This is a genomic window from Myroides sp. C15-4, from assembly GCF_050522745.1.
Lineage (GTDB): Bacteria > Bacteroidota > Bacteroidia > Flavobacteriales > Flavobacteriaceae > Flavobacterium.
In genome coordinates this window covers 16,362-35,014 of record NZ_JBMVQX010000029.1, presented here as the reverse complement: position 1 = coordinate 35,014, position 18,653 = coordinate 16,362, and the positions used below count along the sequence as shown (strand labels likewise).

The 18,653-nt window shown below is 31.2% G+C and carries 18 protein-coding genes; 16 read left to right on the top strand and 2 right to left on the bottom strand.

The annotated features are described in order from the left end of the window. Positions 1–123: 123 nt before the first annotated feature. Both ACPDHL_RS12400 and ACPDHL_RS12395 read left to right on the top strand, forming a co-directional pair. On the top strand, positions 124–969 hold the full coding sequence (locus tag ACPDHL_RS12400) for an RteC domain-containing protein (protein WP_430533076.1): 846 nt from the start codon (positions 124–126) through the stop codon (positions 967–969). Between the two features lie 223 nt (positions 970–1,192). After that, complete coding sequence (locus ACPDHL_RS12395) at positions 1,193–3,310, top strand: hypothetical protein (RefSeq protein ID WP_430533075.1); 2,118 nt, start codon at positions 1,193–1,195, stop codon at positions 3,308–3,310. Positions 3,311–3,432: 122 nt separating this feature from the next. Here the strand turns inward: ACPDHL_RS12395 and ACPDHL_RS12390 are convergent, their stop codons facing one another. Next, a complete protein-coding gene (locus ACPDHL_RS12390; protein WP_430533074.1) occupies positions 3,433–3,645 on the bottom strand; it encodes a DUF6140 family protein in 213 nt (70 codons plus the stop codon). A gap of 131 nt (positions 3,646–3,776) precedes the next feature. Beyond that, positions 3,777–4,133: a DUF2493 domain-containing protein gene (locus tag ACPDHL_RS12385; protein WP_430533073.1), complete on the bottom strand. Its 357-nt coding sequence runs from the start codon at positions 4,131–4,133 to the stop codon at positions 3,777–3,779. A 137-nt stretch (positions 4,134–4,270) separates the two neighbouring features. On the opposite strand from ACPDHL_RS12385, the gene ACPDHL_RS12380 reads away from it, so the two are divergent. The 14 genes from ACPDHL_RS12380 (at position 4,271) to dndD (ending at position 18,648) form a co-directional block, all read left to right on the top strand. Next, positions 4,271–4,486: a hypothetical protein gene (locus tag ACPDHL_RS12380; protein ID WP_430530170.1), complete on the top strand. Its 216-nt coding sequence runs from the start codon at positions 4,271–4,273 to the stop codon at positions 4,484–4,486. 89 nt (positions 4,487–4,575) lie between these two features. After that, positions 4,576–5,478, top strand: coding sequence for a helix-turn-helix transcriptional regulator (locus tag ACPDHL_RS12375; protein ID WP_430533072.1), 903 nt, complete (start codon positions 4,576–4,578; stop codon positions 5,476–5,478). 68 nt (positions 5,479–5,546) lie between these two features. Further along, a complete protein-coding gene (locus tag ACPDHL_RS12370; RefSeq protein ID WP_430533071.1) occupies positions 5,547–5,849 on the top strand; it encodes an IceA2 protein in 303 nt (100 codons plus the stop codon). 326 nt (positions 5,850–6,175) lie between these two features. After that, positions 6,176–7,369: a hypothetical protein gene (locus tag ACPDHL_RS12365; protein ID WP_430533070.1), complete on the top strand. Its 1,194-nt coding sequence runs from the start codon at positions 6,176–6,178 to the stop codon at positions 7,367–7,369. A 27-nt stretch (positions 7,370–7,396) separates the two neighbouring features. Then, the gene (locus ACPDHL_RS12360; protein WP_430533069.1) at positions 7,397–8,173 is read left to right on the top strand and encodes a hypothetical protein; all 777 of its coding nucleotides are present in this window, start codon (positions 7,397–7,399) and stop codon (positions 8,171–8,173) included. A 143-nt stretch (positions 8,174–8,316) separates the two neighbouring features. After that, the gene (locus ACPDHL_RS12355) at positions 8,317–9,114 is read left to right on the top strand and encodes a hypothetical protein (RefSeq protein ID WP_430533068.1); all 798 of its coding nucleotides are present in this window, start codon (positions 8,317–8,319) and stop codon (positions 9,112–9,114) included. A 303-nt stretch (positions 9,115–9,417) separates the two neighbouring features. Then, positions 9,418–10,011 carry a hypothetical protein gene (locus ACPDHL_RS12350; protein ID WP_430533067.1) on the top strand — a complete coding sequence of 198 codons (594 nt, stop codon included), beginning with the start codon at positions 9,418–9,420 and terminating at the stop codon, positions 10,009–10,011. A gap of 157 nt (positions 10,012–10,168) precedes the next feature. Next, positions 10,169–10,366 (top strand): helix-turn-helix transcriptional regulator, encoded by a 198-nt coding sequence (locus tag ACPDHL_RS12345; RefSeq protein ID WP_430533066.1) that lies wholly within the window; start codon positions 10,169–10,171, stop codon positions 10,364–10,366. Positions 10,367–10,370: 4 nt separating this feature from the next. After that, positions 10,371–13,097 carry a restriction endonuclease subunit M gene (locus ACPDHL_RS12340; RefSeq protein ID WP_430533065.1) on the top strand — a complete coding sequence of 909 codons (2,727 nt, stop codon included), beginning with the start codon at positions 10,371–10,373 and terminating at the stop codon, positions 13,095–13,097. A gap of 12 nt (positions 13,098–13,109) precedes the next feature. Further along, on the top strand, positions 13,110–14,483 hold the full coding sequence (locus ACPDHL_RS12335) for a hypothetical protein (RefSeq protein WP_430533064.1): 1,374 nt from the start codon (positions 13,110–13,112) through the stop codon (positions 14,481–14,483). 5 nt (positions 14,484–14,488) lie between these two features. Then, positions 14,489–14,674, top strand: a complete 186-nt coding sequence (locus ACPDHL_RS12330) for a DNA modification system-associated small protein (RefSeq protein WP_430533063.1) — start codon at positions 14,489–14,491, stop codon at positions 14,672–14,674. Continuing rightward, complete coding sequence (locus ACPDHL_RS12325; protein WP_430533062.1) at positions 14,661–15,971, top strand: AAA family ATPase; 1,311 nt, start codon at positions 14,661–14,663, stop codon at positions 15,969–15,971. Before ACPDHL_RS12330 ends, ACPDHL_RS12325 begins: the two co-directional genes overlap by 14 nt. Continuing rightward, a complete protein-coding gene (locus ACPDHL_RS12320; protein WP_430533061.1) occupies positions 15,955–16,662 on the top strand; it encodes an HNH endonuclease in 708 nt (235 codons plus the stop codon). The genes ACPDHL_RS12325 and ACPDHL_RS12320 overlap by 17 nt, the downstream gene beginning before the upstream one ends. 6 nt (positions 16,663–16,668) lie before the next feature. Then, a complete protein-coding gene (dndD, locus tag ACPDHL_RS12315) occupies positions 16,669–18,648 on the top strand; it encodes a DNA sulfur modification protein DndD (RefSeq protein WP_430533060.1) in 1,980 nt (659 codons plus the stop codon). The last annotated feature ends 5 nt before the right edge of the window (positions 18,649–18,653 follow it).

Below are 18,653 nucleotides of genomic sequence, written 5' to 3'. Positions count from 1 at the left end.
TAATTTCCGCAGCATTAAAACGTAATAATACGTATTGACTAGTACGTACTTTCCCCTCTACCTTGTTTTACTTCCTTTTTTGAAAATCGTGCAAAATAATAACCAAATAAAAATACAAGTATTATGAAGCACCAAACTTACTTTAATAGCCTGCTTACAAGCATTCAAACTCAGGAAGAATCTTTAAATCTACTTTTACCTTCAGAAGACATCATTCAAATTATAAACAACCTTCAGCTTATTTTACATCAGTTAAGCGCATATCTGCTTAGTTCAACCTTACCCATTGAAGAAGAAATCTATTTTTTTAAAGTGGTGAAACCCACTATTCTTGGTAAACTAATCTATTACAATAAAATCTACCGATTAGAATCAAGTCTTAACAGACAAATGCACCTAGACAAAAAGTTCTTTTCTAAAAAGCTTGTTCAGCTTAAAAATCACAACAAAAAGTACATTAGTAAATCCAATTTTTATAGATACTACATAAACAATCGAACAGACAAGGACCATCTTTATTTTAGAAGGGGAAACATTGATCTAAAAGAAGGTTTAAGCAGTGTAGCTTTTAAAATCGATTTAGAATTCTCAACCTATTATGATATTAAAGTGGCTAAAATAATAGCTGATAATATGTTCTACAGCTATCTAAAAGATCAATTGGATTTTATAGAAAAGCAAACGATTTATCCTGGTAAATCAAACATTGTAAAGCCCTCTACTTTACTTTGGTCTGAATCTCAAAATGCACTTATTGAGCTTATCTATGCGCTTTATGTAACTGGTTCTATTGGGAATGGTAAAATAGAAATCAGAAAAATAGCTACTGTTTTTCAAGAACTATTTCAGATTCCTTTAGGAGATATTCATCATGCTTTTCATCGGATGAAAACAAGGGCTAAATCAAGAACTTGTTATTTGGATAAGTTGAAACAGGTGTTGGAGGAGTATATGAATAGAGATATTTAAACGAAAAATTTAATATTTCTAGTAGTATATGCTTTAAAAAAAACTCTTCACTAAATAAAACAGGGAGTTCAACAAAAAAAAAATCACTTCTTTATTCTTTATAAATACTTTTATCTAGAAATAGGAAAAGCATAAGAAACACTGACATCTCTTGATTATACTAGCTATTAAGTTTGTAGAAAAGAGATAATGTAAAACAAGGATAGCAAAATTTTTTTAAAAAATGAAAGATTTAATCAAGCAGGTAATTATAGATACTCATTTTTATGACTCTATGGAGAAATCAACCAATTTTGAAAACTCCCAATTTATGACGTTTCAAAATTTTAATTTATCCAAAACTGATAACATAGAGTGTAGAAAACTACATGAACTAAGTGATGAGGAAGATATATTAATTTTATTTTACAATGAACAGTTTGTAGCAGGCGACTTTTGGACCGCAGATCGCACTTATACTTATTCTACCGTTTTTCTAGACAATCGAGTGTCCTTTTGCAAAGAAGAATACAAACATGGATCTGGAAAAGAAGATGAATGGAAAAAGTACATTTATTATGCCGATATAGATAGTATAGAAATTAAAAGTGATGCCATTTACTTTTTTTACACCAAAGAACACATCGCTAATGAAAAAGAATATTGGAAAAATAAAATCGCTAACACAACTGATTCCTACAACAAAAAAATTTGGCAAGAACGCCACGATAATTGTGAATATATTGGAATAGGATCTAAATATTTTGGCTTAATATGTTTCGCGTATTATGATCCTATTGAACCTTTCTTTCAAAAAATAAAAGAATCTATTGACAATATTGATCTTGATTTTGAAAAGTCAGTTGAAGATTACCAAGCGGAAATAAATGAAGCACTTGATGCTAAAGATTATCATAAAGCATATACCATTTTAGAAGAATACGATTTCTTAAAAAACTATTTATTTTTTCAATACGACTATGCCTTTGTTCTTGGGAAGCTAGACAAAGATACTATAGCCATTGAAACTCTAAACGAGTTAATAAAAACAGCTAAAGAACAAGAAATAAACTATTGGGTAGATAGAGCAAAAATGCTCAAATCAACATTAATTGAGAAAACAGGTAATTATTATGAAGCTTTACAACTTTTTAACGAAGGATTAAAAAATTTTGAAGATAAAGAAAGTACAGGGTATTATAGTGAAGAACGCTCCAATCAATTATACAACAAATATTTAGACAGCTTCAATCAATTGCCATATAAAGATCGAAAAGTAATTTATATTTCTAACACGGATGAAAAATTTAAATCCGATACATTAACGGTATTACAAAGTAATAAACTACCTGCTATTTCTTTTCCTGCACACCATCCTATAAACAATGAGACCTATATAGGTCATCCATTTAATAAAAATTTATACATTCCCATACAACATTATGACAATGAACTATTAATTGATCGAATCAATGAGTTTTGTTATCTATTACAGTGTTTAGGAGCCACATCAATAACCATTGAAAATATTAATAGTGATAGTAACAGTAACAACTCCAATAGACAAATCGATGTCAATGTAGGTTTATCGGGACTAAAACATGGTATAGAAGTAGATAATAAAAATACTCAAAAAGAATCCTCTGAAAGTCAAATTAGTTTGAGAATAGGAAAAAACCAAACGTTCAACCCTATCAAATACCCTTACGTCCCAAATGATTTAACCTGGTTATCAAATGAGGCTAGTTGGCAGCGTTTGATAAAACAACGATTAGAGGGGAGTTTATTAGAACATAATGAATTCATGTCTTCCAGTCAAAATCAGATTCTTAATACAAATGAAATTAATGATTTAAAAATAGATTTAAAACTATTTTTAGCTCAAGCTAATGTGAACGTAAAAAAAGATATTGATTTAGAAATAAAAAACAGTACTTCAACAGAATGGAAAGTAAACGTGCAGTTTAAACCTATTGAACAATTCGATGATAAAGAAATTATATTAAATTCACCTAACAATACGTCAGCTTTATCCGTTTCAACTAATGAAAATGAATATATAGAAGAATATATTTTTTTAGCAGCAGATGGTGAGTTTTCCGAAAGGGATCTTAGAATTTTAGACAGACTTCGCCAACGCTTAAATATAACTGAATCACGTGCTTTAGAACTTACAAAATCACTAAACAATTACTCTGCTGAAGAAAAAGAACTATTAGATGAAATAGAATTTATGTTAGAAGATGGAGAAATCACAGATAGAGAAGAGAGAATATTACTTCGATTAGCAAATAGATTAGGGATTTCAGAACACCAATATTTTAAAATGAAGCTCCAAATAATTAAAAAGTTCAATGGATAAAAATCCATAAAATTAAAAATGGATAGCGCTAATAATTACTCTAACGTTATCCATTTTTTTGTATTACAGTGACAGAGCAAACATAATGGGGTTGTCTGTCAAAATGCGCAAGTCAAAAAAAACTATTTTATTTCTACCACTTCAATAAAAGCAGGACTACATCCGCCCCCCTTTGAAAAGTCAATACCATATACCCGCATAAAGGCTTGTTGCACTACTTTTCCATTATCCATCCAAGGCGGAGAAAAAGAGACAAACTCTACTCGCATCCCCTTTTCCAAGTAAACTTGTTCGTTTGTAAAAGTTCGGATAACCGTTGCTACATATCTAGGCATACCTATAAAATTTAGTTCGAAAGTAGGATGAGTCTTTTACTCTTCCTATAAATAAAGGACAAAGGCTTCTTTTTTTTGAGTAAACCCCAAAAAAGCCTTTGCCCTTTATTATTCGTGTTAACTTTCCCTTTTTATGCAATATCCACCACAACTACTTTTTTATTCAAAGCAGTAGCCTTATCAATGGAATCTTTCGTGCCTTTAGATTGACCATCCCAAAAAGCAAGAATACAATCCGCATGGGCTACGATGTCAGTATTGCGAATAAAACCAGCTCGCTTACCGTATCGTTTCCAATCGGGTTTAAAAAGTAAAAGTTCAACTTTATTTTGCTCAGCGAAACGAGCCCCAAACTGATCAGCTCCTTTTGCTCCCCCTGATACAATATGGGTAAGTATTTCCTTTTCTTGTGCCATGAACTGTTGAATGTGAGCAACAGCAAACCCATAATCTTCAAAACTGCGACTTCCAATAATAGCTAATTTCATACGACTTCTTTTTATCATTAAAAACAAAACTATCCCTCAATCCAGACAAACCATGTCCGTTAAAACAAATAACATAACGACATGTTTTGTCGTCATTGCTTTATAAATTTGTACAAGAATCTTAAAAACAGAAACCTATGGCCTTCTTATTTATTGAACTTGATGACAAACAACTCAAAAAAGTAAAACAAATTATATCGGACAACGGACGATCGGATTTAGAAAATGAAACCTTCTCTGGGAGCAGCCTTCAAATCGATATGACACCCATGGGACATGAACTACTCCTTCATACTACTCAAACCTATCATTTAGGAGAAGTGTATTTGCATTTGGACGAACCTAAAAAATAGGTTTCCCTAATAAAAAAGAAGTATTCAAATAATTTAAAGACAAAGTTGTGATATTAACCCGATATTGTAACTAAAGAACACCTGAACTTATGGCAAAACGAGATTTTATTAAACGTCACTTACTCATTATCGAACTGCTTCGAAAAAGACCGAGTACCTATGATGATATTCTAAATTACTTAATCAACAATCAAGACCAAATTGGCTACCAACTCGAAATTAGCAAGCGAACCTTGCAAAGGGATTTGAAAGAAATTGATTCTATTTGGGGTATTGAAATTAGCTTTAATAGAAGTATAGAGGCCTATAAAATTGAAAGCGATGAACATGCGGAAGATGAAACAATTCAACGTACGCTAGAATCCTTTGATTTAATTTCAGCTTTAAAACAAAACAGAAAAGTTGGAAAAAGCATTTTTCTAGAGAAGAGAAAATCATCGGGAAGTGAGCATTTCAACGGTATTATTCACGCTATTGACAACAACCTTATCATCACCTTTGATCACCTTAGTTTCTCAAAAGAACCAAGTGCAAGGCGTTGTGTTCCAAAAGCAATCAAAGAAACACAAAACCGATTTTATCTAGTTGCCTATGATTTGGATGTAAAAGATTTCAGAAACTTTGGTTTAGAACGAGTGGCTAATTTAGTCATAACCTCTCAAAGGGAATCAAGTCCCAAAATCAATATCGAAAAGGCTTATCAGCATGCTTTTGGTATTGAGCGCTATGAAACTGCAGAAAAGATTATACTCAGATTTGACATCCAACAAAAGGAGTATGTAAAATCACTGCCTTTTCATCACTCCCAGCGTATTATTGCCGAGGATGAAAACTATTTTACGTTAGAACTGTTTATACACCCTACACATGATTTTCTCTTAGAGATTATGCGTCATGGTCCTATCTGTGAAGTGATTGAACCAGCAATGCTTAGACAACAAGTAAGTGAAAGAGTACAATTACTTGCAAAAATGTATCAAATAAAAGAATAAAAAGTAAAGCGACACAGCCTGTCTTAATCAATTATAATCTTTGTACTGAATCAAAAAAATACAAGCTTATGAACATCGTTAAAATTACAAACGGCAAACTCGAATTAAGAAAACCCAACGGTTCTTTAATCCGAACTATTAAATCTTCTGGCGTTATCAATGCTGATATCAACCAAGATGGAAGTTTAATACTCGTTACAACAGATAAGGGACAAGTTGAGCTTCGCAAAGAATCAAGTTCACTTATTCGCACTATTGCCACTAATAATTCAACCAATGCCCGTTTTAGTGGAAAAGACATACTAGTTACTAAAACAAATGGAAAAGTTGAATTAAGAAAAGAATCAGGTTCTTTAATACGCACAATTTAGTGTATTGAAATTGTTATTTAGATTTATTTGTTAGAATTAAAATCCGGATTTACGTAGTCGGATTTTATGTCAACGTCATCTACTGTTCTAAATGCGAGCTATTTTTATCCTTATAATACAGCAGCAAGGCTATGATAAACAACTATATAAGTATACCAGGTGCTTAAGTATTAATATAGGGTAAGTCCCCACCTATTCTATTCTTTTAGAACTAAGTTGCCTAGAAACCGATTATTCTCTTAATCGGTTTTTTTACACATCAATTAATTAAACGACATATTTTGTCTTTATAGACGATTATTTTTACTCAATAAAAAGTAGAAAAAATGGATATACAAGAGCAAATTGCCACAGTTTGGCAAGCCTATGAAAACAACAAAAATATTCCTGCTTTTATTAAAGAAAGAAGATATGGTTTTTATGATAACCAACAACAAAAAGATATTCTTGTCTTAGGCATAGCACCTATTTATCAGACGAAATCGGTCTGCAAACCAACCAAATACAACATGTTACATCACCTAGGTGATGAGAATAACATGAATGCCTATCAAAGAGCTATTACGAAAATAGTGATAAACGAAAAGGAAAACTTAGATTTATCGCCTTGGTTAACCTATATGGACTTGTTTTATTATAGAACAGATGCAAACAAGTCTGAGCTAAATACCTTTTTAAGCACACTAGATGGTATTATGTTTTTAATCGATCAATTGCAAATTACTAAAACAGCACTAGAGCAAATTATTCAACCCAAAGTAATTGTTTTAAATTCCAAAGAAGCAGGTATTTTCATGGGAATCTATCAAGATCAAGTTGGTAGTGTATGTAGTATGGGATATGATTTTGAAGAAGTTCAATTTAGCTTATCTTCTTTTTCTGTTTACAGAATTATTGGTCTATCACCCAATACGAGTCTTGGTGAAGATGAGACAATGAAAACCAATTTGATTGGTACCTATGTTATTTGCTACCCTTCCCTATTACATCAATCCTTAGACCTAGAAGACACCCCTTTACTGCCTCAACAAATTTATTATTACAGGGAACTAGTGGGATTGGAAAAAAGGGCTTTAACAAATAAAGTACCTCATCTAAGTGCTATAGATGTAGACTTATTACTAAACCATGCCTTTTTGTATCGCTACCGCCTAAAAGGTGATCGTGATCCAAGCGCCATTCAGGCAGATATAATTCTTACTGATCTAATGGAGTTTAGAACATTAGCACCTCAAAAAATGGTCAAGGCTATTTTTGATAAGATAGGTGAATTAAATCTTTTATCGATTCATGATATTTTAGAGCTATTTAGTTTCTCTTTTTGTCAAACAACCTTTAGGTATAAAAGGGCAATTCTAGCAACTAAACAAACAGCCATACGAAATAAAAACCTATACTTTGCTGAACCTTTTAAGCTATATGGTAACCAGTTATTTTATGTATCCAAATTCTGGTCCATACAACAAAGAAGATTTTTAGAACACTGGTTTATAAAGCTAGCATATTATCACAACAACTAATTTATATATAATTAAAACAAAACAATCATGGCAAAATTCATTGGAACCCTAGAAGAATTTGAACAATTTATAGGCCCTGCAACCAATAAAATTGTAACTAAACTTGGTAAAGCACTCAAGAAAAAATCACAAGCTAGTTGTCAAAACCACAAACTAGGTGAACACACAATTACAGCGGAAAAGTGTGGAAAACACAAAAGCCTAGATGCTGCACACTTTTCACACCTAGCAAAAGATAGAAAGTCGATCATCGCTGCTATTTTAAAACAAAACTTTCCTCAAATAGAAGGCGAATATGAGGTGTGTTTAAGCGAATTCCTAATTCATTATGAAGCTGCACATCACCCATTAGACGAATCTCTTATCATGCTTTGCAGACAACATCATAGCGCCTATGATCGAAAAAACAGAACTGTTGATGAGGCCTGTGATCAAGAAACAGATCAGTTAATTACAATACAAATACCTGATAATCAAGAATTAAATGTAAACACAATTAAAAAAGCATTAATGCAGCAAATACACTATTTAGAAGGTAAAATCTGCAATATTGCAAAAATTAGCGGTAAAATATGGAACTTTAATATAAACAAAGAGAACGCAGAGGGATTTCTTTTGTGTTACAATCAATTCGATGCATCAGTTAGTATTTTAAAGTACGTCGATGCGCATGAAATAGGTAATTTGAAGAAAAATAAAGAAACAATGAGCATCATTATTCCCGTCCAAGAGGAAGAGTTCATTGACAAAGCCTCTCAATTCAAATTTGAATTCATCGAACATGTTTATTTAATAAATGAATAAGGACACAACTTTTCAATTATAAGAACTGAAGGTGATCTTCAGTTCTTATTTTTATAAAGAGGATCTAAATAACTTTACAAAAAAAGCCTATCTTGTTAACACCTTATCCAAACAGAATAAAGATCTAAAACCTAAAGGTCAATATGAAGAATTCACTACGCAACACCGCTTCCAATTGGTTTAAAAAAGATGAAAAAGAACATCAAGAAAAAAATCCTTCCATTGAGGCAAAACCTATTGGATTTTTTGAACAATTAAAAAACAACATTTGGGGCAATGAGCCTGTTGAGATTATTGATATAGAAGCTTTTGAGGTAATCGCTTCGGATATGGAAGTGATGATTACACAAACTACCACAGAAGAAATAACAGTTACACAAGAGCTTAGTTCTATTCAGGAACTAGAACAGGATAAAAGTTTATTTACACAGGTGACAGACTCAACTGGGGCTTTGTTAGAGCGTATAAAAGATACAGCTGCTACTTCTTGGAACTTTACAGCTGAGAAAATGAATGCTGCAACAGTGGCAACTGTTTCCTTCTCTAGTTCAACGGCAGATTCACTGGTGCACTTTACCAAAGAAGTAGGCAAAAAGTATGATAATTTAGAACTTACACCTAAATTCCATAGTTTGATTAATACCCTAGATCTTGTTGTATTAATTACTCTTTTAGAGGGATTTACTGATAAACAGAAAAAGGGAAGCAAAGAATTTATTGCCCTATCTGTGATTATTGCTCTATTGGTACTATTAGAAAATGCAAAAGAAGGAATGAAAAAAGAAATGGGCGTGATAGAAGTCAATGAAGAACTCAACCACAATATGTCCTCATTGCTGCAATCTGTAACCTTCAAAGATATGGTAGAAACAGCAGAGCCTATTCTTTTACTTATACCTAATGGAAACTATATTTTACTTATCCTAAAACTGTTTGTTTAATCAATAGCTTATATACAAAAAAGTACACCTTTTCTAACTACTACACTTAAAGATTTAATGCCATGTTAAACATCTTTACTTCAACTAAACCTGAACAATTTGCTTCATTTTTTACTGGTGATTGGCTTTAAATACTCTTTTACAACTTTATAAAAAATGAGTAAAAGGGATTAGGCTGTGAATTGTAGAAGTTACAAACCATCATGAGAGAGAAAAAAGATTTACATTAAACCTACTTATAGACTATAGCATCTCTCTCATTCTATAGTAGGAAGAATAAATTATACATTAAAAAAACAACATATGACACAAAAAAGTAGTAAAGTAGTCGTTGGTAGTAAAACTGAACAACCTTGCGTTTACGTTCTTGATTTGACCCCAGATTTTTATGAAAGAATTCAAGAAGCTAGAAAAAAACTAAAAGAACGAAAGCAAACTAATCCTGAACTAAAATCACTAGGTTTGAAAAATCATGGTGGTGTAGTTTACCCTTATTTCCTACGTAGCAATATCATCAGAGGAATAGAAAAACAAGAAAGAAATATCACAGGTTTAGTTCCTCTTGCTATCCATGATAAACATTTTACTAGAAAAGTTACGGAAGAGATTGCGAACTATAATACAGACACCTGTTTTTACTATGTCGAACAAGAGTACGAAACAGACTTATTAGGCTATTTTATGAAAAGTTCGACTGATCCTTTAAGGATTATGTTTTTTGATGAATTTATTGTTTTCTTGAGTTTAGAAGAACCTAGTAATATTCAACATGTAAGTTATCCTATAAGTTATGATGAACTAGAAGATGCTTATAACCACATGCTGTACTATTACGAAGAACTTGAAAATCCGGATGAATATGAGGATGAAGACTTGGATGACTATTTGAACTATTAAAATAAACTGTCACAAATAATACCTTCTAGGTTAAAAGTATTCGTTTTCTCCCCTCTTAACAGAGCGGTATTCCTAAAAAGAAATATAACTCACTTCTTTTTGTCAATCCCTAAATTCCCACTATATTTAACATCTAATGTTAATCAAATAACATACCATGAAAATCAACCGATTAAAAGTTGTTCTGGCTGAGAAAAATAAAACCAGTAAATGGTTAGCACAACAATTAGGAAAAAGTGAGGTGACAATTTCGAGATGGTGTACAAATGAAGTACAACCTTCAATGGAAACTTTCTTGCAAATAGCAACACTTTTAAATATAGATATTAAAGAATTGTTGAATTCCACAAAATAATAAAATGACTAACGCACAATTAATTGATAAAATATTCCGTGATCCTCAAGTTAAATATGATTTAACCGAATTTGAAGGATTAGGAAAACCAATTTACGAAATGCTTACGATCATCTCAAAAGATGGTACAGGGAAACAATCAGGAAAAAAATTATTTTATGTAAAACCATTAGCTCCTTTCTATTCTGCAAAGGAAGAAATGCTAATTCATACGGAAGATGGTAAATCAAATCCTGAAGAAATTGTACGCCAATTATGGGTGTATAAATTAATTAACTATTACGGATATTCTCCTGATCAAATAGAATTAGAAGTTCCTGTACAGTTTGGAACGGAAGTAAATACAAAACACGCAGATATTGCGGTTTACACAAAGTCAGACAAGCAAACGGTTAAGATTCTTTTTGAGATTAAAAAACCAAAGCGTAAAGAAGGAATTGAACAATTAAAATCATATTTAGGTGCGAAAGGTAATCCTATTGGTGTTTGGTCAAATGGTACGGATCGATTAATTGTTTTCAAACCACAAGGAAAAGAATTAGATACATTATCTGAAATTCCAAAAGTAAATGAAACGGAGAAAGATGTTTTAGAAATTAAAAGAACATTAGCTCAATTAAAAACTTCATTCAACTTCAAGAAAATTGTTCAAGATTTAGAAGAACTGGTTTTAGCTGATTCTGGTGTTGATGAATTTAATGAAATCTTCAAAATCATCTTCGCTAAAATATGGGATGAAAAAGAAGCGAATGAAAACAGAAGAAATAGACCTGGTAAAGAAGTTCACTTCAAAAAATTCGAAGACCCAGACATCACCTACGATACGATAAACGACTTATTCAAAAAAGCGTGCAAAGAATGGCCAGGAGTTTTTGAAGAAGGAGAAAATATAAAATTGAGAAAAGACCATTTACAAATTTGTATCGGTCCTGTAGAACCTGTTCGTTTAATGGGGTCTAATCTTCGTATTATGGATGACGCATTTGAGTATTTAATCCCTACAGAAGCGAAAAAGAAAAAAGGTCAATTCTTTACACCACGTCACGTAATCGAAATGTGTGTACGTATGCTGAATCCAAAAGATGATGAGTATGTATTGGATCCAAGTTGTGGATCGGCAGGCTTCCTTTTACACGCAATGGAATGGGCATTACCTGCACAAACAGCCGATGAACAAGAAAACCGCAAGCACAAATACGCGGGTAAATATTTATGGGGAATAGATTTTGAAGCTCGTGCAGCCAAAACTTCACGTGCTCTAATGTTAATCGCTGGTGACGGACATACCAATATCTTTGGTCCTGATGTTAGTAGTATTGATCCGCGTACGTGGTACAATACAAAATCAGGGCAAAACTTAATGAATTCATTAAGCAAGTCGAAATTATTAAATGTTGTTATTCCTGAACACGAAACGTTTAAAGACGAGGACAAAGCGTGGGAATATTTCGATGAAATGAATTTTGATGTCATCTTAGCAAATCCACCGTTTGCAGGGGAAATGAAAGATAAAAAAATGTTAGCTCACTACGAGTTAGCAAAACCTGCCTTAAAAAGGGCAAAAGATAAAACAGCAAAAGAAGAACGTGATGTATTATTCATCGAGCGTATTGTCAAATGGTTACGCCCTGGTGGTAGAGCAGCTATAGTATTACCTCAGGGTAAATTCAACAACTCTTCTTTAGCATTCATCAGAGAGTGGATTTTAAGAGAAGCTCGTTTGTTAGCTGTAGTAGGTTTGCACGTTAATTCATTTAAACCGCATACAGGTACAAAAACATCTGTTTTAGTCATTCAGAAATACACAGATGAACAGTTAGAAGAAATTAAACAAATTCAGGAAGAAGTTGAAAAACAAACACCTGATTACGAAAAACAAATTGATAATTTATTAGCTCAATTTACTTCTGTCATTGAAATTGAAGAAGAAAATATTCCTGAAGAAATTTTAGAATTGTTATTAGAAGAATTTCCAGAACCTGAACAGAAAGAAACGAAAGAATCTGCCGAAGAAGAAGAAACTGAAGAAGAACAAGAAGAACAAGAAGAACTTTCATTAGAGGATAAATTAGAGGCTTTAGATCAAGAAATAAATGATTTAAAATCAAGTTTGGTAAAAGCAAAAACTGATTTAGGTTCTTTAGATGAAAAGTTAGAGATTTTAAAAGAAACACAAGAACAAGAAATTGCATTAGAGAAAAATGTGTGGACAGGTTCTGCTAAAGATTTTAACGCTTACATCAAGCCAACAAAAGAGGCAAATAAAATTGCAATTAAAGAATTAAAAGACAATCAGAAAGAAAAAGCAAAAACCCTTAAAGCTCAAATTAAGTCGTTGGAGCAAGCTATTCCAACAAAAGAAGAAGAAAAACTAACCTTAACGAACAAAGGAAAGTTACAACTGATTGTAAATAACCCAGATGCGATTAAAAAACTAAGAGACCGTTACATAGATGCCGAAGTAGCCAAAAAATTGGATTACCCTATTTTTATGGCAGTAAGCGAAAATAGTGGTAAAAATAACAGTGGTGAATATGAGTATCTATTAGATGAGGAAGGGAATATTATCGAAGATGAATTTGGTAATCCGCGCATCAAACAAGATTTGGTGAATTATGAACTAAATCGTGATGATTTATTAACAGACCCTGATATTATTTCAGATGATAACCAAGCTATAGCAGAAGCTTTCATCAAATATGCTCGTGAACAAAAATTTGATTTCTGGTAAAATATTTAAATTATGGCGATTTTTAATGATATAAAATACTCAGAAATTAAGTCTGATAGATTTGATGCTGAGTATTATAGAAAAGATTATATTGAAAATATCAATTTATTAAATTCTACGGGGGAAGTCTTAAAATTTAATAGGTTATTCAAGTATATTAAACGTGGCTCTCAACCTGCATATTCACAATGTGGTTCAATAAAAGTTTTGAGAAGTGTTAATGTAGGAAAAATGTCTTTTAATGAAACACGTCAAGAGTATGTGGATCAAAAATTCTTTGATTCAAATATTAGAGGTCAGGTTAAAAAAGATGATATATTAATAACTTCGACAGGTGTTGGTACATTAGGTAGAGTAAGTATTTGGCCATATGACGAAAAAGCATATTGTGATGGACATATTACAATTCTAAGAAATTCAGAAATAGATCCTTATTTTATGACTGTATTTTTAAATACAAAATTTGGGGCACAACAATTTGATCAAAACTTTAGGGGTTCAAGTGGACAAATAGAGATTTATCCATATGACATTTCAAAATTCATTATTCCTGAATTTTTACTTAAGTATCAGAAAGAAATTGGTGATTTATTAAGGAGATCTTTTGAACTTCAAAATCAATCTTTACAATCATTAAAACAGGCTAATATTATTTTAGATAAAGAGTTTAATATTGAGTTAGATGATTCAATTATAGATTCTACTAATTACATAAGTTCATTCCAAGAAGTTATTAATGGTAGAAGACTTGATGCTGAATATTATAATCCTGAAGTAAAATCAATATTAAAAAAGATAAAAACATTTTCCCATTATAGAGTAAAAGATGTTTTTTTTATTAAAAATGGTTATCCTTGGAATAGTGCTAAATTCATTAATGATAATTCCGAAGATTTAGTTGTAAGAATCAGAGATATTAAACCTACATTTATTATAACTAAAAATTTAACATCTTTACCATATAGTTACACAAAAAATATAAACTCGCCAAAAGGTAAGCCTAATGACATTGTAGTAGGCATGGATGGTGTAAATTACTTTTATTCAAGTATTTTAGAAGATGATTTATTAATTAATCAAAGAGTTGCTCATTTGGTTAAAAAGGACATTAGTCCATTATCTTCTGAGTATGTTAGTTTTATAATTAATAGTAGAATAGGACAATCACAATTATTACGAGATATGACTATTGCTTCAACAGTAGGTCATATAACAAATAAAAATATTTCTAATATCTATATTCCTTATGTTTCAGAAGGTTTTCATTCATCAATTACAGAATTAGTTCGTAATTCTATAAATTGCAAGAAACTATCCATTCAACTTTTAGAAGAAGCTAAAAAACAAGTGGTAGACTTAATAGAAAATCAAGCGAATCAAAACTAAATAAGATGAGCACAAACCAAACAGACAAAGAACTTTTAGAACAGCTTTGCCAAGAATATAAAATTTCTTTCGAAAAAGTAAATCAGTTATTAGCTACGGTCAAAGAATACCAATTCAAAGACCGTAGAATTGGTATTTACGAAGCATTAAAAGAAATCATTAAATCTGATTTAAAAAATGAAAATAAATAAACTACATATCAAAAACTTCAGAGGCTATACTGATTTAAAAGTTGATTTGCAACCTCATTTCAACCTTATTATTGGAGATAACGGAAGCGGTAAAACGGCATTACTTCAGGCTTTAACTGTAGCAATGTCATCTTATTTTCTTGGCATTAGAAATGTCTATGCAAGAGGTATTTACAAAAATGACGTGCGTATAGCGACTTACGAATATTCCGAAGAATATCAGTTTCCTGTAGAAGTTTCTGCTTGTGGTAATATTAATGGGGTTGATTTATGTTGGAGCAGAGCTTTAAATGGATTAGGTAATAGTCGTACAACTACAAAAGATGCAAAAGAAGTTCAAGATTACGCAAGTGATCTACAACATATTATAACTTCAGGTGAAAATGTAAACTTACCACTATTAGCCTATTATGCTACAGGTCGTTTGTTTGATGAGGCAAGAGATGTGGAATCTAAAAAAGTAGATGAACCAAAAGTTCACATTGCTTCACGATTCCGTGCGTATGATAAATGTTTAGAATCTAAATCGACTTATAAACAATTTCACAAATGGTTTAAAGCAAAAGAACTTTCGCGTATTCAAAAACGTACTGAAGACATTGCTTTAAATTTAGTGCAAGAAGCTGTAATCAATAATATACCAAACTGTAGAAACTTTTACTTCGAGTTTGATCCAGACAAACCTCAAGGATTAAAAGTTGAGTTAACAGATGGTAGGATATTACCTTTTACTTATTTAAGTGATGGTACGCGTAATTTCTTTGCGCTTATTTCAGATATAGCTTATAAAGCGGTTACACTTAACCCACATTTAAGAGAAAGAGCCTTATTAGAGACAGAAGGTATCGTTTTAATCGATGAATTAGATTTACACCTTCACCCTGAATGGCAACGTAGAATTGTAGAAGCTTTAAAAAAGACTTTCCCTAAAATACAATTCATCTGTACAACCCATTCTCCATTTATTATTCAAGCGACAGAAGAAAATGAGTTATTGATTATTAGAGATAACCAAATTCGTGAAAATAATAGTGGTGTAAATATGAGTATCGAAGATATTGCAGAAATGCATCAAAAAGTTGAGAATCCGCAATGGAGTACAAAACGTCAAGAATTGTATAAAATTGCTCCTAAATATTTCGAAGCAGCTTTAAATGATAATATTACAGATGAATTACAAAAACAATTTGACAATGTATTTGATGTTTTTGCAAACGATTCAGCTTATATGGCAATCATTGATAAAAAGAAAGTTATACAAGAATATCTAAAGAATAAAAATGAGAGCAGTAAATAAAGGATTAAAACCAAGAGATTTCAATTCTTATAAAGAAGCTCGCGCTTATTTAACTACAAGATTAGGTTATTATTGTTCTTACTGTGAAATGGGAACAAATAATATGATTGAAGTTGAACATATAGAACCTGTTGCAAACGGTGGAGATAAATTAGAATGGGATAATTTTTTATTATCTTGTAAATATTGCAATACAAATAAATCTAACCACAACCAAGATAGAAGAAATTACTTTTGGCCTGATATAGATAATACTGATTTATTATTCGAGTATTCTTTATTTCAACCTGTAGTAGTAAAAGATAGTTTACCACAAAATGTAAAAACCATAGCGAATAATCTAATTAGACTAACAGGATTAGATAAATATCCAAATAGTGTTAATACACCTACTGAGGCTGATACCAGATGGGTTGTAAGAACAGAAGTGATGTTTACTGCTATGGAAAGTTATAATGATTTTGTTGAATTTTTAAAAACAAATCCTGATCAAATTTCAATAGACAGAATGATTAGGAGTATATGTAGAGAAAGTAAAATTGGATTTCCATCATTATGGTTACAAGTATATGAATATTATCCTTTAGTTGTAGAAGAATTAATTAATTTCTGGAAAGAAAGATTTAATACATATTTTGAATATCAACCAGATACAACCACAAGAGTAGTTAGACCTAACGGCCAAATCTAACACATTATGAAATTTATTAAACTAACCATAGAAAACTATAAATCATTCCAATACCCAACGGTACTTAACTTTCCGCACAACGAGGAAGGAAAATCTATTTTCCTAATTGGAGGAATGAATGGTGCTGGTAAAACTTCACTTTTAGAGGCGATAAACATTTGTTTATACGGTGCTAAATTAGATGAAATTTACAACTGCATCAACACCAAAGAGCTTGAAAAAGGAAATGCTTTTGTTTCAATCGAATTAGAATTTGAAACAGAGGAAAATGAAAATATTATCGTGAATAGATCTTGGTCCGCAGGATCTACAGCTACTCCAAAATCTAAAGATTTATCAGAGAAATTAGTTGTGGTAAAAGATGGTAAAAGAGTTTCAGTCCAAAATAAAGATTTGTGGCAAGACTATATCAATACCACTATTCCAAAACCGATTACTCAATTTTTCTTTTTTGATGGTGAAAAAATTCAAGAAATTGCTGGAGATAATTACACCGAATTAAAACTTAAATCATCATTAGAAGCTGCTTTAGGAATTAATTTCGTGACGCAATTAACGCAAGATATTGTGACGCTAAGACAAGAGGAAAAGAAAGGCTTTGTAGATATTTCAGATGAAGATATTGCTTTCAAAGAAAGTGAACTAAAGAAAGAAAACAAAAACCTCGAAAATAAAAATAAAGAGATTATAGAGTTAGAAGAAGAGTTGAACATTTTCAAAGAACAAAAAGATGATGCTCAAAATCAATTCAAAGCTATTTTCAATATCGATCCTGTTAATTCAGAACACATCAAACAACAGGAAAAAAGAAAGATACAATTATCTTCTAAAATTTCTCAATTAGATTTAACGATTAAAAATCTTACGGAAGATTTTCTTCCTTTTGCTTTAGGAGCCAATTTATTTGATGCGATAAAATCTGAATTAGAAATTGAGGCTAATTATAATAAAAACAGTGCGGTTTCAGAAAATGCATCTCAATTAATTGAAAAAATTATCATTCAATTCAATGAACCTTTTCCAATTACAGAGGTAAAATTAAATGAGGACCAAAAAGCGCAATTAAAGAATAGATTATTAAATGTCTTTGAAAGTAATCAACAAGATGATGTAACATTAATTCATAATTTATCGAATAATGATACAGCAAAGGTGCTTAATAAAATTGAAGAAATTGAACAAAGTGATGTCTTAGATTTAACCAATTTAATTCAAGAAAAAGAAGAATTAGAACTTGAGTTTAAAAATTTAGAATATACTTCTGCTTCATTAACGAATACCGTTGATAAAGAAACATTCGAAGAATTACAGAATACTATTGAAAGTTGCAATACACAAATTGGACGTATTGCTGTTAAACTATCGAATGCTAAAGATGATATGGTTTTCATTCAAAAGAGAATCAATGATATCGAATTAGAACTTTCTAAATTATACGATAAGCACGGAGTGTCGAGAGATAGAGCTTTATTCATCGAAGAGTGTGATACAATATCAAAATTATTAATGTCGTATGTAGCCAAACTTAGACGTAATAAGATTGAAAGTTTACAAAACAAAACGTTTGAAATGTATAAGCTACTTTCAAGCAAATCTTCATTATTGAAAGAATTAACAATAAATCAAAAAACATTCGAAATTACCATTACAGATAGAAACAATTCTGCCATTAAAAAATCAGGTTTATCTGCGGGAGAAAAGGAGATTTTTGCAATTTCTCTTTTATGGGGATTAGCTCAAACTTCTGAAATAAAGTTACCTATTATAATTGATACACCATTATCTCGTTTGGATAGTGTGCATCGTGATAACATCATCAACAATTATTTTCCTAACGCTGCTTCTCAAGTAATTATTTTATCTACCGATACGGAAATTGATAGTAATTACTTTAATCAATTAAAACCTAATTTAACAGGTGCAGCAAGATTAGAGTTTAGTCCGATTAATCAAATTACAACAGTTAACCAGGGGTATTTCTGGTAAAATTA

Coding starts and splice junctions, on each gene's coding strand:
- ACPDHL_RS12390 (WP_430533074.1), bottom strand. CDS start 3,645: ATGCCTAGATATGTAGCAACGGTTATCCGAACTTTTACAAACGAACAA.
- ACPDHL_RS12345 (WP_430533066.1), top strand. CDS start 10,169: ATGAAAATCAACCGATTAAAAGTTGTTCTGGCTGAGAAAAATAAAACC.
- ACPDHL_RS12350 (WP_430533067.1), top strand. CDS start 9,418: ATGACACAAAAAAGTAGTAAAGTAGTCGTTGGTAGTAAAACTGAACAA.
- ACPDHL_RS12375 (WP_430533072.1), top strand. CDS start 4,576: ATGGCAAAACGAGATTTTATTAAACGTCACTTACTCATTATCGAACTG.
- ACPDHL_RS12335 (WP_430533064.1), top strand. CDS start 13,110: ATGGCGATTTTTAATGATATAAAATACTCAGAAATTAAGTCTGATAGA.
- ACPDHL_RS12320 (WP_430533061.1), top strand. CDS start 15,955: ATGAGAGCAGTAAATAAAGGATTAAAACCAAGAGATTTCAATTCTTAT.
- ACPDHL_RS12395 (WP_430533075.1), top strand. CDS start 1,193: ATGAAAGATTTAATCAAGCAGGTAATTATAGATACTCATTTTTATGAC.
- ACPDHL_RS12370 (WP_430533071.1), top strand. CDS start 5,547: ATGAACATCGTTAAAATTACAAACGGCAAACTCGAATTAAGAAAACCC.
- ACPDHL_RS12325 (WP_430533062.1), top strand. CDS start 14,661: ATGAAAATAAATAAACTACATATCAAAAACTTCAGAGGCTATACTGAT.
- ACPDHL_RS12360 (WP_430533069.1), top strand. CDS start 7,397: ATGGCAAAATTCATTGGAACCCTAGAAGAATTTGAACAATTTATAGGC.
- ACPDHL_RS12340 (WP_430533065.1), top strand. CDS start 10,371: ATGACTAACGCACAATTAATTGATAAAATATTCCGTGATCCTCAAGTT.
- ACPDHL_RS12365 (WP_430533070.1), top strand. CDS start 6,176: ATGGATATACAAGAGCAAATTGCCACAGTTTGGCAAGCCTATGAAAAC.
- dndD (WP_430533060.1), top strand. CDS start 16,669: ATGAAATTTATTAAACTAACCATAGAAAACTATAAATCATTCCAATAC.
- ACPDHL_RS12380 (WP_430530170.1), top strand. CDS start 4,271: ATGGCCTTCTTATTTATTGAACTTGATGACAAACAACTCAAAAAAGTA.
- ACPDHL_RS12385 (WP_430533073.1), bottom strand. CDS start 4,133: ATGAAATTAGCTATTATTGGAAGTCGCAGTTTTGAAGATTATGGGTTT.
- ACPDHL_RS12330 (WP_430533063.1), top strand. CDS start 14,489: ATGAGCACAAACCAAACAGACAAAGAACTTTTAGAACAGCTTTGCCAA.
- ACPDHL_RS12355 (WP_430533068.1), top strand. CDS start 8,317: ATGAAGAATTCACTACGCAACACCGCTTCCAATTGGTTTAAAAAAGAT.
- ACPDHL_RS12400 (WP_430533076.1), top strand. CDS start 124: ATGAAGCACCAAACTTACTTTAATAGCCTGCTTACAAGCATTCAAACT.